15 protein-coding genes are annotated in these 12,739 nt (G+C 66.4%); 11 read left to right on the top strand and 4 right to left on the bottom strand.

Features of this window, described 5'->3' with window-relative positions:
* Positions 1–75 precede the first annotated feature (75 nt).
* The gene (locus tag EJI01_RS07130) at positions 76–1,368 is read left to right on the top strand and encodes a YeaH/YhbH family protein (RefSeq protein ID WP_126836414.1); all 1,293 of its coding nucleotides are present in this window, start codon (positions 76–78) and stop codon (positions 1,366–1,368) included.
* Positions 1,254–2,882: a SpoVR family protein gene (locus EJI01_RS07125; RefSeq protein WP_126836584.1), complete on the top strand. Its 1,629-nt coding sequence runs from the start codon at positions 1,254–1,256 to the stop codon at positions 2,880–2,882. Before EJI01_RS07130 ends, EJI01_RS07125 begins: the two co-directional genes overlap by 115 nt.
* Before the next feature lie 101 nt (positions 2,883–2,983).
* On the opposite strand, the gene EJI01_RS07120 is transcribed toward EJI01_RS07125, so the two are convergent.
* The gene (locus tag EJI01_RS07120) at positions 2,984–3,622 is read right to left on the bottom strand and encodes a DNA-3-methyladenine glycosylase I (protein ID WP_126836583.1); all 639 of its coding nucleotides are present in this window, start codon (positions 3,620–3,622) and stop codon (positions 2,984–2,986) included.
* A 177-nt stretch (positions 3,623–3,799) separates the two neighbouring features.
* On the opposite strand from EJI01_RS07120, the gene EJI01_RS07115 reads away from it, so the two are divergent.
* Positions 3,800–4,111, top strand: a complete 312-nt coding sequence (locus EJI01_RS07115) for a DUF2845 domain-containing protein (protein WP_185878850.1) — start codon at positions 3,800–3,802, stop codon at positions 4,109–4,111.
* Positions 4,112–4,125: 14 nt separating this feature from the next.
* Here EJI01_RS07115 and aroQ read toward each other — a convergent pair whose 3' ends face one another.
* Positions 4,126–4,581, bottom strand: a complete 456-nt coding sequence (gene aroQ / locus EJI01_RS07110) for a type II 3-dehydroquinate dehydratase (RefSeq protein ID WP_126836412.1) — start codon at positions 4,579–4,581, stop codon at positions 4,126–4,128.
* A 52-nt stretch (positions 4,582–4,633) separates the two neighbouring features.
* Here aroQ and EJI01_RS07105 point away from each other — a divergent pair, with 52 nt between their 5' ends.
* Genes EJI01_RS07105 through EJI01_RS07075 form a run of 7 tightly spaced genes read left to right on the top strand, consistent with a single transcriptional unit; the run spans position 4,634 to position 10,340 of the window.
* A complete protein-coding gene (locus EJI01_RS07105; RefSeq protein ID WP_126836411.1) occupies positions 4,634–5,608 on the top strand; it encodes an aldo/keto reductase in 975 nt (324 codons plus the stop codon).
* 12 nt (positions 5,609–5,620) lie between these two features.
* Positions 5,621–6,457, top strand: a complete 837-nt coding sequence (locus EJI01_RS07100) for an amidohydrolase family protein (RefSeq protein ID WP_126836582.1) — start codon at positions 5,621–5,623, stop codon at positions 6,455–6,457.
* A 45-nt stretch (positions 6,458–6,502) separates the two neighbouring features.
* A complete protein-coding gene (locus EJI01_RS07095) occupies positions 6,503–7,612 on the top strand; it encodes an S-(hydroxymethyl)glutathione dehydrogenase/class III alcohol dehydrogenase (RefSeq protein WP_126836410.1) in 1,110 nt (369 codons plus the stop codon).
* Positions 7,605–8,525, top strand: a complete 921-nt coding sequence (locus EJI01_RS07090) for an alpha/beta fold hydrolase (RefSeq protein WP_126836409.1) — start codon at positions 7,605–7,607, stop codon at positions 8,523–8,525. The genes EJI01_RS07095 and EJI01_RS07090 overlap by 8 nt, the downstream gene beginning before the upstream one ends.
* The gene (fghA, locus tag EJI01_RS07085; protein ID WP_126836408.1) at positions 8,522–9,385 is read left to right on the top strand and encodes an S-formylglutathione hydrolase; all 864 of its coding nucleotides are present in this window, start codon (positions 8,522–8,524) and stop codon (positions 9,383–9,385) included. Before EJI01_RS07090 ends, fghA begins: the two co-directional genes overlap by 4 nt.
* Positions 9,382–9,732, top strand: coding sequence for a TfoX/Sxy family protein (locus EJI01_RS07080; protein WP_126836407.1), 351 nt, complete (start codon positions 9,382–9,384; stop codon positions 9,730–9,732). The genes fghA and EJI01_RS07080 overlap by 4 nt, the downstream gene beginning before the upstream one ends.
* Complete coding sequence (locus EJI01_RS07075) at positions 9,729–10,340, top strand: 3'-5' exonuclease (protein ID WP_126836406.1); 612 nt, start codon at positions 9,729–9,731, stop codon at positions 10,338–10,340. Before EJI01_RS07080 ends, EJI01_RS07075 begins: the two co-directional genes overlap by 4 nt.
* Here EJI01_RS07075 and EJI01_RS07070 read toward each other — a convergent pair.
* Positions 10,304–10,834, bottom strand: coding sequence for a gluconokinase (locus EJI01_RS07070; protein WP_260602363.1), 531 nt, complete (start codon positions 10,832–10,834; stop codon positions 10,304–10,306). The two genes, EJI01_RS07075 and EJI01_RS07070, sit on opposite strands and share 37 nt — an antisense overlap.
* A gap of 73 nt (positions 10,835–10,907) precedes the next feature.
* Positions 10,908–11,996 carry a PA0069 family radical SAM protein gene (locus EJI01_RS07065; protein ID WP_126836405.1) on the bottom strand — a complete coding sequence of 363 codons (1,089 nt, stop codon included), beginning with the start codon at positions 11,994–11,996 and terminating at the stop codon, positions 10,908–10,910.
* Between the two features lie 125 nt (positions 11,997–12,121).
* Between EJI01_RS07065 and EJI01_RS07060 the strand changes: the two genes are divergently transcribed.
* On the top strand, positions 12,122–12,700 hold the full coding sequence (locus EJI01_RS07060; protein WP_126836404.1) for a GbsR/MarR family transcriptional regulator: 579 nt from the start codon (positions 12,122–12,124) through the stop codon (positions 12,698–12,700).
* Positions 12,701–12,739: the final 39 nt, after the last annotated feature.

Here is a 12,739-nt window from a genome sequence, read left to right as displayed (position 1 = left end):
GCCTAGCCCTGCACCCCTTGCCGCCCCGGCGCGGGGGTGATTCATGTGTTAACAGGCCCTGAAGGAGTTCCTGCCGTGGCCATGCTGCAGCAGATCATCGACCGCCGTCTGTCGGGGAAGAACAAGTCCATCGGCAACCGCGAGCGTTTCCTGCGGCGCTATCGCGAGCAAATCGGCGAAGCCGTGCGGCGCGCCGTCAGCGGCCGCAGCATTCGCGATCTCGAGCAGGGCGAGGACATCACCTTGCCCAAGCGCGATGTCTCCGAACCGGTGTTCGGCCATGGCCAGGGCGGCGACCGCGAGTACGTACATCCGGGCAATCGCGAGTACGTCAAGGGCGACCGCATCGAGCGGCCGCAGCAGGGCGGCGGCGGCGCGGGCAGCGGCTCGCAGGCCGGCGATGGCGAAGGCGGCGAAGACGACTTCGTCTTCCGCCTCACCAAGGAAGAGTTCATGCGGGTCTTCTTCGAAGACCTCGCCCTGCCCCACCTGATCCGTACCCAACTGGCCGAGGTGCCGGAATGGAAGAGCCACCGCGCCGGCTTCACCAGCGACGGCATGCCCACCAACCTGCACGTCGTGCGCTCCATGCGCGGCGCGCTGGCGCGGCGCATCGCGCTCGGCGGCGCCCCGCGGCGCGAGCTCCGCGAACTCGAGGCGCACCTGCTGCATCTCAAGCGCAGCCCGCGCGTGGCGGATGCGCTGGTGCAGCGCGAGATCCGCGAAACCGAGGCCCAGCTCGAGGAGCTTCGCGCCAAGGCCAAGCACATACCCTACCTGGATCCGATCGACCTGCGCTACCGCAACCGCGTCAGGGTGCCGGTGCCCTCGGCCAAGGCGGTGATGTTCTGTTTGATGGACGTGTCGGGATCGATGGACGAGGCGCGCAAGGACATGTCCAAGCGCTTCTTCATGCTGCTGTACCTGTTCCTGACCCGGCATTACGAGAAGATCGAACTGGTCTTCATCCGCCACCACACCCAGGCCAGCGAGGTGAGCGAAGAGGAGTTCTTCCATGCCACCGAGACCGGCGGTACCGTGGTTTCCAGCGCGCTGACGTTGATGCACGAGATCATCCGTGCGCGTTTTCCGAGCAGCGAATGGAACATCTACGGGGCGCAGGCCAGCGACGGCGACAATTGGCACCAGGACAGCGGCCGCTGCCGCGAGCTGCTGACCGACCATCTGCTGCCGCTGGTGCGCTACTACGCCTACGTGCAGGTCGCAGATGCCGAGCAGAACATGTGGGAGGAATACAGCCAGCTGGTCGGCTCCCACAAGAATTTCGCGATGCGCAAGGTCGCCGACGCGCAGGACATCTACCCGGTGTTCCGCGACCTGTTCAAGAAAGAGGGTGTGCCGGCGTGAACGCAAGGAAACGAGAGCCCCTGCCCAGCCCCTCGGACTGGACCTTCGAACTGATCGAGCGCTATCACGGCGAGATCGCGCGCGTGGCGCGCGGCTACAAGCTCGACACCTACGCCAACCAGCTCGAGATCATCACGGCCGAGCAGATGATGGATGCCTACGCCTCGGTGGGCATGCCGGTCATCTACCGCCACTGGTCCTACGGCAAGCAGTTCATCGCCACCGAGAAGAACTACCGCCGCGGCCACATGGGCCTGGCCTACGAGATCGTCATCAATTCCGACCCCTGTATCGCCTACCTGATGGAAGAGAACACCATGGCCATGCAGGCCCTGGTGATCGCCCATGCCGCCTACGGCCACAACAGCTTCTTCAAGGGCAACTACCTCTTCAAGATGTGGACGGACGCCTCGTCCATCATCGACTACCTGGTCTACGCGAGGAACTACATCAGCGAATGCGAAGAGCGCCACGGCGTGGCCGCCGTCGAAGACCTGCTCGACTCCTGCCATGCGCTGATGAACCATGGCGTGGACCGCTACCGCCGCCCGCAGAAGCTGTCGCTGAACCAGGAACAGGCACGCCGCGAGGAGCGCGAGCACCATCTCCAGCAGCAGGTCAACGACCTCTGGCGTACCCTCCCGCGCAAGAGCGGGCGCAGCGCAGAAGACGAGGAGGCCTCCAAGCGCTTTCCGTCCGAACCGCAGGAGAACCTGCTCTACTTCATCGAGAAAAATGCACCATTGTTGGACCCTTGGCAACGTGAAGTGGTGCGTATCGTGCGCAAAATTGGGCAGTACTTCTATCCGCAGCGCCAGACCCAGGTCATGAACGAGGGCTGGGCCACCTTCTGGCACTACACCTTGCTCAATACGCTCTACGACGAAGGCCTTTTGGCCGACGGTTTCATGATGGAGTGGCTTCAGTCGCACACCAACGTGGTGTTCCAGCCGCCGGTCGGCCACCGCGCCTACAGCGGCATCAATCCCTATGCGCTGGGGTTTGCGATGTACACCGACCTGCGGCGCATCTGCGAAAACCCGACCGAGGAAGACAAGCGCTGGTTCCCCGACATGGCCGGCTCGCCGTGGCTGACTTCGCTGGATTACGCGATGCGCAATTTCAAGGACGAGAGTTTCGTCGGCCAGTTCCTCTCGCCCAAGCTGATGCGCGACTTTCGCTTTTTCGCGATCCGCGACAAGGAGGACGACCCCGAGCTCGAGGTATCGGCCATTCACGACGACAGCGGCTACCGCCAGCTGCGCGAATCGCTGTCGCGCCAGTACGACCTCAACCACCGCGAGCCGAACATCCAGGTCTGGAGCGTCAACCTGCGCGGCGACCGCGCGCTCACGCTGCGCCACACCCAGCACAACGACCGCCCGTTGCACGACGATGCACAGGAGGTGCTCAAGCACGTCGCCCGCCTGTGGGGCTTCGACGTGCATCTCGAGAGCGTCGACAGCCAGGGCCGAGTGAACCACCGCAAGGTGGCCGGGCCGCAGGCGACCTAGTAGCGGCGTTGCCCGCGCTTGCAAGGCGCAAGCCTTGCGGCGCACGGGCGCCTTGCATCCAGCCCCTTGGCTGGGCAACGCGATCCCCGCAAATACAGGCCCTAGCGCGGCAGGCGAAGCTTCGCGCGTGCCGCCAGCGCGAGTTCACGCGCGTGACAATCCTCGACATGGTCGTTGACCAAGCCCATGGCCTGCATGAAGGCGTAGACCGTCGTCGGGCCGACGAAGCTCCAGCCTCTCTTCTTCAGGTCCTTCGACATCGCCACCGATTCGGGCGAAGTGCTCATGGTCTGCAGGGCGGCATGCGTGATGCGGGGCGGCCGCGATGCGAGGTCAGGTTCGAAGCCCCACGCGTAGGCCGCCAGCGAACCGAATTCCTCACGCAGCTCCAGTACGCGCTGCGCATTGTTGATGGTCGACTCGATCTTGCCGCGATGCCGCACGATGCCTGCATCGCCGAGCAGCCGTTCCACATCCTTGGGGCCGAAGCGCGCGACGCGCTCGGCATCGAAGTCGGCAAAGGCGCGCCGGAAGGCTTCGCGCTTGTTGAGGATGGTGAGCCAACTCAGCCCGGCCTGGAATCCTTCGAGGCACAGCTTCTCGAACAGGCGTCGATCGTCCGTGACGGGGAAGCCCCATTCCTTGTCGTGGTAGTGCTGGTAAGCCGGCGTGGATTCGCACCAGCGGCAGCGCAGCGTGCCGTCGGCGCCGGCGAACAGTCCGGGGCGCTCCGCGCTCATGCGCGCAGTGCCGGCAGGGATGACGGGCTGGTCCGAACTGATCTCCATGGCATCTCCGGGAAGGGGAGCGATACGATATCGTATGACTGGCGCCGCCGGCTATCATCGTCCCTCCGGAGACCCGCAATGCCAATAAAAACTCTTGCACGCGTCTTCTCGGTCGCCGCCACGCTGTACATGAGCGTGCCCGCGAGCGCCCAGACGCTCAATTGCAATCGCGATTTCGCGCAGATGGGCGACTCGAAGTTCGCGATCCTGCAGAAATGCGGTGAGCCGATTTTCAAGGACAGCTTCTGCAAGAAGCCCGACGCGAGCACGCAGCCGTTGGTCGCGCCGACCGCCGGAGGAGGCAACGTGATCATCAATCAAAACGCATGCGAGCCGGTCGAAGAGTGGACCTACAAACCGGGGTCCGGTCAGTTCGTCACACTATTGCTGTTCGAGAACGGCGCCCTCAAGCGCATCCGCTACGGCAGCCGGATTCCCTGAACTTCGCCGCGGGGCTACGCCGAGTCGCTCACGCGCACCAGCGCTTCGATCGCGAGCGGATAGCCCTTGACGCCGAAGCCGACGATGATGCCGCGTGCCGCCGGCGAGATGTAGGAGCGATGGCGGAACTCCTCGCGCGCATGCACGTTGGAGATGTGCAGTTCGACCAGCGGCACGCTCGCGCCCTTGATCGCATCGTGCAGCGCAATCGAGGTGTGGGTGTAAGCGCCCGGGTTCATCACGACGCCGAGCATGCGGCCGGCGGCAACCTCCCGGCCCGCCTCGTGGATCCAGTCGATCAGCTGGCCTTCGTGATTCGATTGGCGGCACTCGATCTCGACGCCGAGCTTCGCGCCCGCCTCCTGGCACATGCGCTCGACATCGGCCAGGGTTTCGTGGCCGTACTGCGCGGGCTCGCGCGTTCCGAGCAGGTTGAGATTGGGGCCATTGAGAACGAGGATCTTTTTCATGGCCCGTTTGTAGCAGGTGTTCGCCAGGGCAGCTACCGCCGAGAATGCCGGCATGAACGACAGCCTGCTCGAGCGACTCGCCGGTCCGCTGCGCCTGGGACTGGGTGGCGCACCGCTGGGCAATCTCTATGCGCCACTCGACGACGAGAGCGCCGGGCGCACCATCGAGGAGGCCTGGCGCCAGGGCCTGCGCTACTTCGACACCGCCCCGCTCTACGGCCACGGACTCAGCGAACTGCGCCTGGGCCGCGTGCTCGGGAAGAAGCCGCGCGACAGCTTCGTGCTCTCGACCAAGGTCGGCCGCCTGCTGCGTCCCGACCCGGCCGCGCCGGAGGAGCGCGACGGCTATGTGCAAGGCCTCCCGTTCGCGCCGCACTTCGACTACAGCTTCGACGGCGCGATGCGATCGATCGAAGAAAGCCTTGAGCGTTTGGGTCTGGCGCGCATCGACATCGCCTTCATCCACGACATCGACCGCCACACTCATGGCGAGCGGCAGCCCCAACGCTTCAGCGAAGCGATGGACGGCGCCTATCGCGCGCTGGACCGCCTGCGCACCGAGGGCGTCCTCGGCGCGATCGGCATCGGCGTGAACGAGTGGGAGGCGTGCCGCGATGCGCTGGCCGCGGGCGACTTCGATTGCATGATGCTGGCCGGCCGCTACACCCTGCTCGACGTCTCCGCCACACGCGAACTGGTTCCGCTGTGCGTCGCGCGAAGGGTCCGCCTGATCCTTGCCGGCGTCTTCAACTCCGGCATCCTCGCGAGCGGCGCCACGTCGAACGCGCACTTCGACTACGGGCCTGCGCCACCGGCCGTGCGCGAGCGGGTCGAGCGCCTCGCCGGCATCTGCGCAGGCTTCGGCGTTGCGCTGCCGGCCGCGGCGCTGCAGTTCGCGCTGGCCTGCCCCTGCGCGGCCGCCGTGGTGGTCGGTGCGCGCAGCCCTGCGGAGATCGCGCAGAGCGTGGCGCACAGCCGGGCGCCCATTCCCGCGGCACTGTGGGACGCGCTGGCCAGGGGACACTGAGCCATGGCGGCGATCCGCATCGACGCCCATCAGCACTACTGGTCGCTCGCGCACCAGGACTATGGCTGGCTTCAGGACACGCCCGCGCTGCACGCGATCCATCGCGACTTCTCGCCCGAGGACCTCGCACCGCTGCTGGAGCGCGCGGGCATCGACGGCACGGTGCTGGTCCAGGCCGCGCCGAGCGAATCGGAAACCTGGCGGCTGCTGGCTCTGGCCGCACATCCCGCCAGCCGGGTGCGCGCGGTCGTCGGCTGGACCGATCTGGCCGCGGCCGACGCGCCGCAGCACATCCGCAGGCTCGCGCAGCAGCCGCTGCTGAAGGGCTTGCGTCCGATGCTGCAGGACATCGCCGATCCGGACTGGATTCTCGGCACGCGGTTGCGGCCTGCCATCGAGACGATGATCGAACTCGACCTCGGCCTGGACCTCCTGATCAAGCCGCAGCAACTCGACGCCGCACTGGCTTTCGCACTCCAACACCCCGATTTGCGCATGGTCGTCGACCATGGCGCCAAGCCCGACATCGCGGGTCGAGCCTTCGAGCCCTGGGCCGCGCAGATGGCACGTTTCGGCAAGGAGACGCAGGTGCACTGCAAGCTCTCGGGCCTCGCCACGGAGGCCGGGCCGGGCTGGGATGCCGACGCATTGCGTCCTTATGTCGATCACCTGCTGGCCTGCTTCGGCCCCTCGCGCCTGATGTGGGGAAGCGACTGGCCCGTGCTCGAGCTGGCAGGCGACTACTTGCAATGGCAAGCCGTTTCCAGGGAATTGCTCAAAGCCCTCCCACCGTCCGAACAAGAGCAGGTATGGGGCACGAACGCGGCCGGCTTCTATGGCATAAAGTGACGCGCGGGGACCGTCCTCCGCGCTTCTCCACTTCCTGCCCTCTCCATGAAAACCAAAGCCGCCGTCGCCTGGAAATCCGCCGCTCCTCTTTCGATCGAAACCGTCGACCTCGAAGGCCCGAAGTTCGGCGAGGTGCTGGTCGAGATCAAGGCCACCGGCATCTGCCATACCGACTACTACACGCTCTCGGGCGCCGATCCCGAAGGCATCTTTCCGGCCATCCTCGGCCATGAAGGCGCGGGCATCGTGGTCGACGTCGGCCCCGGCGTCACGACGCTCAAGAAAGGCGACCACGTCATCCCGCTCTACACGCCCGAATGCCGCCAGTGCAAGTTCTGCCTTTCGCGCAAGACCAACCTGTGCCAGCTGATCCGCGGCACCCAGGGCAAGGGCCTGATGCCCGACGCCACCAGCCGCTTCAGCCTGGACGGCAAGCCCATCTTCCACTACATGGGCACCTCGACCTTCAGCAACTACACGGTGGCGCCCGAGATCTCGCTGGCCAAGATCCGCGAGGACGCGCCCTTCGACAAGGTCTGCTACATCGGCTGCGGCGTGACCACAGGCATCGGCGCGGTGATCTTCACCGCCAAGGTGGAAGCCGGCGCCAACGTGGTGGTATTCGGCCTCGGCGGCATCGGTCTCAACGTGATCCAGGGCGCGAAGATGGTGGGCGCCGACAAGATCATCGGCGTCGACCTGAACCCGGCGCGCGAAGCCATGGCGCGGAAGTTCGGCATGACGCACTTCATCAACCCGAAGAACACCGAGAACGTGGTCGACGCCATCGTGCAGTTGACCGACGGTGGCGCCGACTACAGCTTCGAGTGCATCGGCAACACGAAGGTGATGCGTCAGGCGCTCGAGTGCACGCACAAGGGCTGGGGCCGCAGCATCATCATCGGCGTGGCCGAGGCCGGTGCCGAGATCAGCACGCGTCCCTTCCAGCTCGTCACCGGCCGCAAGTGGGAAGGCTCGGCCTTCGGCGGGGCGCGCGGGCGCACCGACGTGCCGAAGATCGTCGACTGGTACATGGAGAACAAGATCAACATCGACGACCTGATCACCCACACGATGCCGCTGGAAGACATCAACAAGGGCTTCGAGTTGATGAAGCGCGGCGAGTCGATCCGAGGCGTGGTGCTCTATGAATGAAAACGCTCTGGGCAGCCTGCGCCGCGTGCAGGCCGGCGTACTCAAGGTCGCCTTCCACGAAAGCGGTCCGGCCGATGGTCCGCCCGTGCTGCTGCTGCACGGCTTTCCCTACGACGTGCAGTCCTACGTCGAGGTGGCGCCGCAGCTCGCGGCCGAAGGCTGCCGCGTCGTCGTGCCCTACCTGCGCGGCTTCGGCCCGACCCAGTTCACAGACGCCGGTACGCCGCGCTCGGGCGAGCAGGCCGCGATCGGCGCCGACGTGCGGGATCTGCTCGATGCGCTGGCCATCCCGCGCGCGGTGCTCGCCGGCTACGACTGGGGCGGAACCGCGGCCTGCGTGGCCGCGGCGCTGTGGCCCGAGCGCTGCACCGGCCTGATCTCGGTCAACAGCTACAAGATCCACAACATCGCGGCTGCAAAGCAGCCCATTGCGCCGGAGAACGAGGCCCGGTACTGGTACCAGTACTACTTCCACGCCGAACGCGGCCGAACCGGCCTGACGCAGAACCGGCGCGCGTTGTGCAAGCTGCTGTGGCGTATGTGGTCGCCAATCTGGCAGTTCGACGACGCCACCTACGAGCGCAGCGCGGCGGCCTTCGACAACCCCGACTTCGTCGACATCGTGATCCACTCCTACCGCCATCGCCATGGGCTGGTGCCCGGCGATCCGGCGTACGCGGCTTTCCAAGCCCGGCTCGCGGAGCAGCCGGACATCAGCGTGCCGAGCATCACCTTCGACGGCACGGACGACGGCGTGATGCCGGTCGGCGGCACGGCCGACCACGGCCATCATTTCATCGGCCGGCACGAGCACCGCGTCGTGCAGGGCGCGGGCCACAACCTGCCGCAGGAAAAACCGCAGGCCTTCGTCGATGCCGTGCGCGATCTCGTGCATGGCAACATCGGCGGATGACCGACAGCCTGAAGACCCTCTCCGAACACCGCTGCTTCGGCGGCATGCAAAGCTTTCACGAGCACGCCTCGCGCGAAATCGGCCTGCCGATGCGCTTCTCGGTGTTCCTGCCGAGCGAGGCGCAACAAGGCCCGGTGCCGGCCCTCATGTACCTCGCAGGCCTCACCTGCAACGAGGAAACCTTCATGGCCAAGGCCGGCGCGCAGCGCCTGGCGGCCGAGCTGGGCCTGGCGCTGATCGCACCCGACACCAGCCCGCGCGGCTCCGCCGTCGAGAGCCTTCCCGGGGCGAGCGCAAGCTGGGACTTCGGCATAGCCGCCGGCTTCTACCTCGACGCCACCGAAGCGCCGTGGGCCCAGCACTGGCGCATGGAAAGCTACCTGGTCCACGAGCTGCTGCCGCTGCTCGCGCAAGCCCTGCCCATCGACGGCCGCCGCATCGGCCTCTTCGGCCACTCGATGGGCGGCCACGGCGCGCTCACGCTGGCGCTGCGGCATCCGGGGCGCTTCAAGTCGCTCTCGGCCCTCGCGCCGATCTGCGCGCCGACGCAGTGCCCGTGGGGCGAGAAGGCCTTCGGCGGCTACCTCGGCGCCGACCGCAGCGCCTGGCTCGCGCACGACGCCTGCGCACTAATGCAGTCGCAGACGGCGCCGCCCTATCCGGCCGGCATTCTGGTCGACCAGGGACTGGCCGACAAATTCCTCGCCGAGCAATTGCATCCGCACCTGTTCGAGGCCGCCTGTCGCGCGGCGGGACAGCCGCTCACGCTGCGCCGCCATGCCGGCTACGACCATGGCTACTACTTCATCCAGAGCTTCATGGCGGACCACCTGCGCCACCATGCCGGGGCATTGGCTTGAGCGAGTTCGTTCGGAGCCTGCACGAGGTCTTCGAGCGCTTCGGCCGCATCGAAGCCAGGCGCATGTTCGGCGGCCACGGCATCTACCACGAGGGGCGCATGTTCGGACTGGTGGCGCGCGACACGCTCTACCTCAAGACAGACCCGCAAAGCGCCGCGCATTTCGACCGGCTGCGATTGCCGGCATTCGAGTACACGAGGCAGGGTAAGACCATGCAGATGTCCTACCGGGAAGCACCGGCCGAGGTCTTCGACGACCGCGACGAAGCCGCGCTGTGGGCCCGGCGCGCCTGGGAAGCCGCCTTGCGATCCGGCACCGCGCCAAAGAAACGATCGAAAGCATCATGACCGGAATGCCACCCCCGCTGCCCGAACGCGAGCAGATCGCGCTGCTCGAGGTCTTCGAAGGCCTCGGCCTGCAGCAGATCCACGTGGTCGACACGCCGCAGAAGGCCGAGCAAGCAATGGCAGCGCTGCTGGCCAGCGGCGTGGTCGGCTTCGATACCGAATCCAAGCCGACCTTCGCGAAATTCGAGGTCTCGGGCGGCCCGCACGTGCTGCAGTTCGCGACGCGCGATGCGGCGTGGCTGTTCCAGCTGCATCGCAGCGAATTCCACGATGTCCTGGCCAACCTGCTGGCGTCGATCGAACTGGTCAAGGTCGGCTTCGGCCTCTCCTCCGACCTGAGCCTGATCCGGCAGCGCTTCGGCGTCGAGCCGCAGGCGGTGTTCGACATCGACACCGAGTTCCGCCGCCGCGGCTACCGCAAATCGGTCGGCGTGAAGACGGCCGTGGCGCTAGTGTTCGACCGCCGCTTCGTGAAGTCGCGCAAGGCCACCACCTCGAACTGGGCGCACAAGCAGCTGAGCGATGCGCAGCTGCGCTACGCAGCCAACGATGCCTATGCGGCGATCCGCGTTTACGAGGCGATGGGGCTCACGCCGCCGGCGCGCTGATCCTGCTGCAGCCAGGCCCGGACCTGCTCCAAGAGCCGGTCCATCGGCGCCGACGCCTCGACGGCCAGCACGCCCGGCTCCCCGATGGGCGATTCGAGGGTCGCGAACTGGTTGGCCACCAGGCTGGGCGGGAACATGTGCTCGGCAGCGCGCGCCGCGACGCGGCGTTCGGCCTCCTCGCGCGACAGCTCCATGAACACGAAGCGCAGCCCCGGCGCCGCGGCCCGGAGCCGCTCGCGGTAGTCGCGCTTGAGCGCCGAGCAGGTCAGCACCGCGCCTGCGTGGTGGCCGGCAAGCTCGCGGCCCAGCGCCGCCAGCCATCCGATGCGGTCGGCATCGGTGAGCGCGATGCCGGCGCGCATCTTGCTCACGTTTGCGGGCGGGTGGAAATCGTCGCCTTCGATCAGCGGCAGCGCCAACTCGCGGGCCAGCGCGGCGCCCAGGCTGGACTTGCCGCAGCCCGAAACGCCCATCACCACGAGCCGGCAGGGCATGTCTATGGATTGAGGAAAGTAAAGCTGCTGCATCGGACCTATTGTCTCGCCGTCTCTACGACCGACGCCGATGCTAGAACAGACTGCCCTGTCCCGCTGCGCCGGGTGGCCGGAACGCGCTTAGATCGAGCGCGATGCGCTCGCGGTTGAAGCCGAGGCGCTTCGCCGCCTTCTCGAAGCGCTGGCGGATCAGGTCGGCCCACAGGCCGGTGCCGGTCATGCGGGTGCCGAAGTCGGCGTCGTAGTCCTTGCCGCCGCGCATCTCGTGGATGCGCGCCATGATGCGGCCCGCGCGCTGCGGGTAGTGCAGCTCGAGCCACTGCTTGAACAATGGCGCCACCTCCCAGGGCAATCGGATCACCGTGTAGAAGGCGCTGCGCGCGCCTGCCTCCCAGGCGGCTTCGAGCACCTGCTCCATGTCTTCGGTGACGAAGGGGATCTGCGGCGCCACGCTCACGCCCACCGGCACGCCGGCCTCGGCCAGCGTGCGCACCGTGCGCAGCCGGCGGTGCGGCGCGGCGGCGCGCGGCTCCAGCTTGCGCGCCAGCTCGCCGTCGAGCGAGGTGATGGTCACGTACACCGCGGCTAGATGCTCGGCCGCCATCGGCGCAATCAGGTCGAGGTCGCGCTCGACCGCGCTCGACTTGGTGACCAGGCCGAAGGGATGGCGCGTTTCCTTCAACAGCTCGATCACCGAACGCGTGAGGCGCAGCTCGCGCTCGATCGGCTGGTAGCAGTCAGTGGCGGTGCCGATCGCGACGTGGCTGGGCCGGTAGCTCTTGCGGCCGAGTTCGGCGCGCAGCACCTCCGCGATGTTGCGCTTTGCGATCAGCTTGGTCTCGAAGTCCAACCCCGGCGAGAGGTTCAGATAGCTGTGCGTGGGCCGCGCAAAGCAATAGATGCATCCGTGCTCGCAGCCGCGATACGGATTGATCGATCGGTCGAAGTGGATGTCGGGCGAATCGTTCTCGTTGAGCACCGACTTCACGTCTTCGAAACGCACCTCGGTCTGAAGCGGCGGCAGCGGCTCGTCGGCGCCGTCTTCGAGCGTGCCCCAGCCGTCGTCGTAGGCGTCGCGCACGTCGCGCTCGAAGCGGTGCGGCAAGCGGGTGGCCGCGCCTCGGCCCTTGAGAGCATGGACGGGAATGAAAACATCGGCCATGGTGAAAGCCTCCTGAAACTGTATGAACATACAGTATTTCACCATTCGCTCGAGGCTGCAGCAGACTTACATTTCTTTCTTGACAGAAATTACGGAAACCATAAACTCGATCGCAAGGCCACACCATGCAACTGACCGACATCCAGCGCAAGTTCGTGCTCCATTGGGGCGAGATGGGCTCCCTGTGGGGCGTTAACCGCACCGTGTCGCAGATCCACGCCCTGCTCTTCGCGCACGGCAAGCCGCTGCATGCGGAGGAGCTTTCGGAGACGCTCAACGTCGCCCGCTCCAACGTGAGCAACAGCCTGAAGGAACTGCAGGCCTGGAACCTGGTGCGCGTGACCCATGTGCTGGGCGACCGGCGCGACTACTTCGAGACCAGCGTCGATGTATGGGAGCTGTTCCGCACCGTGGTGCGCGAGCGCAAGGAGCGCGAGTTCGATCCCACCGTGCGGGTGCTGCGCGAGATCATCGCCAGCCCCGACTTCGCCAAGGAGCCGGCGGATGCGCAGGACCGCATCCGTTCCACCATGGAACTCATGGCCAAGTTGGGCACCTGGGCCGACGAGATGCTGCGGCTCTCGCCCGGCACGCTCGACAAGGTACTGACGCTGGGGGCCAGCGTGCAGAAGTTCGTACGCGGCGATGCGAGCCGCGGCCAGGACGATCCGGATGCACACCACGCGAGCCTGCCCATGCTTTGAGCTTTTTTTTGAGCTTTCATTTCTGTTTTGACTGAAATA

Origin of the sequence: Variovorax sp. MHTC-1 (genome assembly GCF_003984645.1) — a bacterium.
Classification (GTDB): domain Bacteria; phylum Pseudomonadota; class Gammaproteobacteria; order Burkholderiales; family Burkholderiaceae_C; genus Variovorax.
Note: the sequence above shows the minus strand (reverse complement) of the source record. Positions and strands in the feature narration are given on the sequence as shown.

Excerpts from the sequence above, each read along its gene's own strand:
- fghA (WP_126836408.1), top strand. The coding sequence starts at position 8,522 with ATGACCGACAGCCTGAAGACCCTCTCCGAACACCGCTGCTTCGGCGGC.
- EJI01_RS07070 (WP_260602363.1), bottom strand. The coding sequence starts at position 10,834 with ATGCCCTGCCGGCTCGTGGTGATGGGCGTTTCGGGCTGCGGCAAGTCC.
- EJI01_RS07075 (WP_126836406.1), top strand. The coding sequence starts at position 9,729 with ATGACCGGAATGCCACCCCCGCTGCCCGAACGCGAGCAGATCGCGCTG.
- EJI01_RS07065 (WP_126836405.1), bottom strand. The coding sequence starts at position 11,996 with ATGGCCGATGTTTTCATTCCCGTCCATGCTCTCAAGGGCCGAGGCGCG.
- EJI01_RS07120 (WP_126836583.1), bottom strand. The coding sequence starts at position 3,622 with ATGAGCGCGGAGCGCCCCGGACTGTTCGCCGGCGCCGACGGCACGCTG.
- EJI01_RS07090 (WP_126836409.1), top strand. The coding sequence starts at position 7,605 with ATGAATGAAAACGCTCTGGGCAGCCTGCGCCGCGTGCAGGCCGGCGTA.
- EJI01_RS07095 (WP_126836410.1), top strand. The coding sequence starts at position 6,503 with ATGAAAACCAAAGCCGCCGTCGCCTGGAAATCCGCCGCTCCTCTTTCG.
- aroQ (WP_126836412.1), bottom strand. The coding sequence starts at position 4,581 with ATGAAAAAGATCCTCGTTCTCAATGGCCCCAATCTCAACCTGCTCGGA.
- EJI01_RS07105 (WP_126836411.1), top strand. The coding sequence starts at position 4,634 with ATGAACGACAGCCTGCTCGAGCGACTCGCCGGTCCGCTGCGCCTGGGA.
- EJI01_RS07060 (WP_126836404.1), top strand. The coding sequence starts at position 12,122 with ATGCAACTGACCGACATCCAGCGCAAGTTCGTGCTCCATTGGGGCGAG.
- EJI01_RS07115 (WP_185878850.1), top strand. The coding sequence starts at position 3,800 with ATGAGCGTGCCCGCGAGCGCCCAGACGCTCAATTGCAATCGCGATTTC.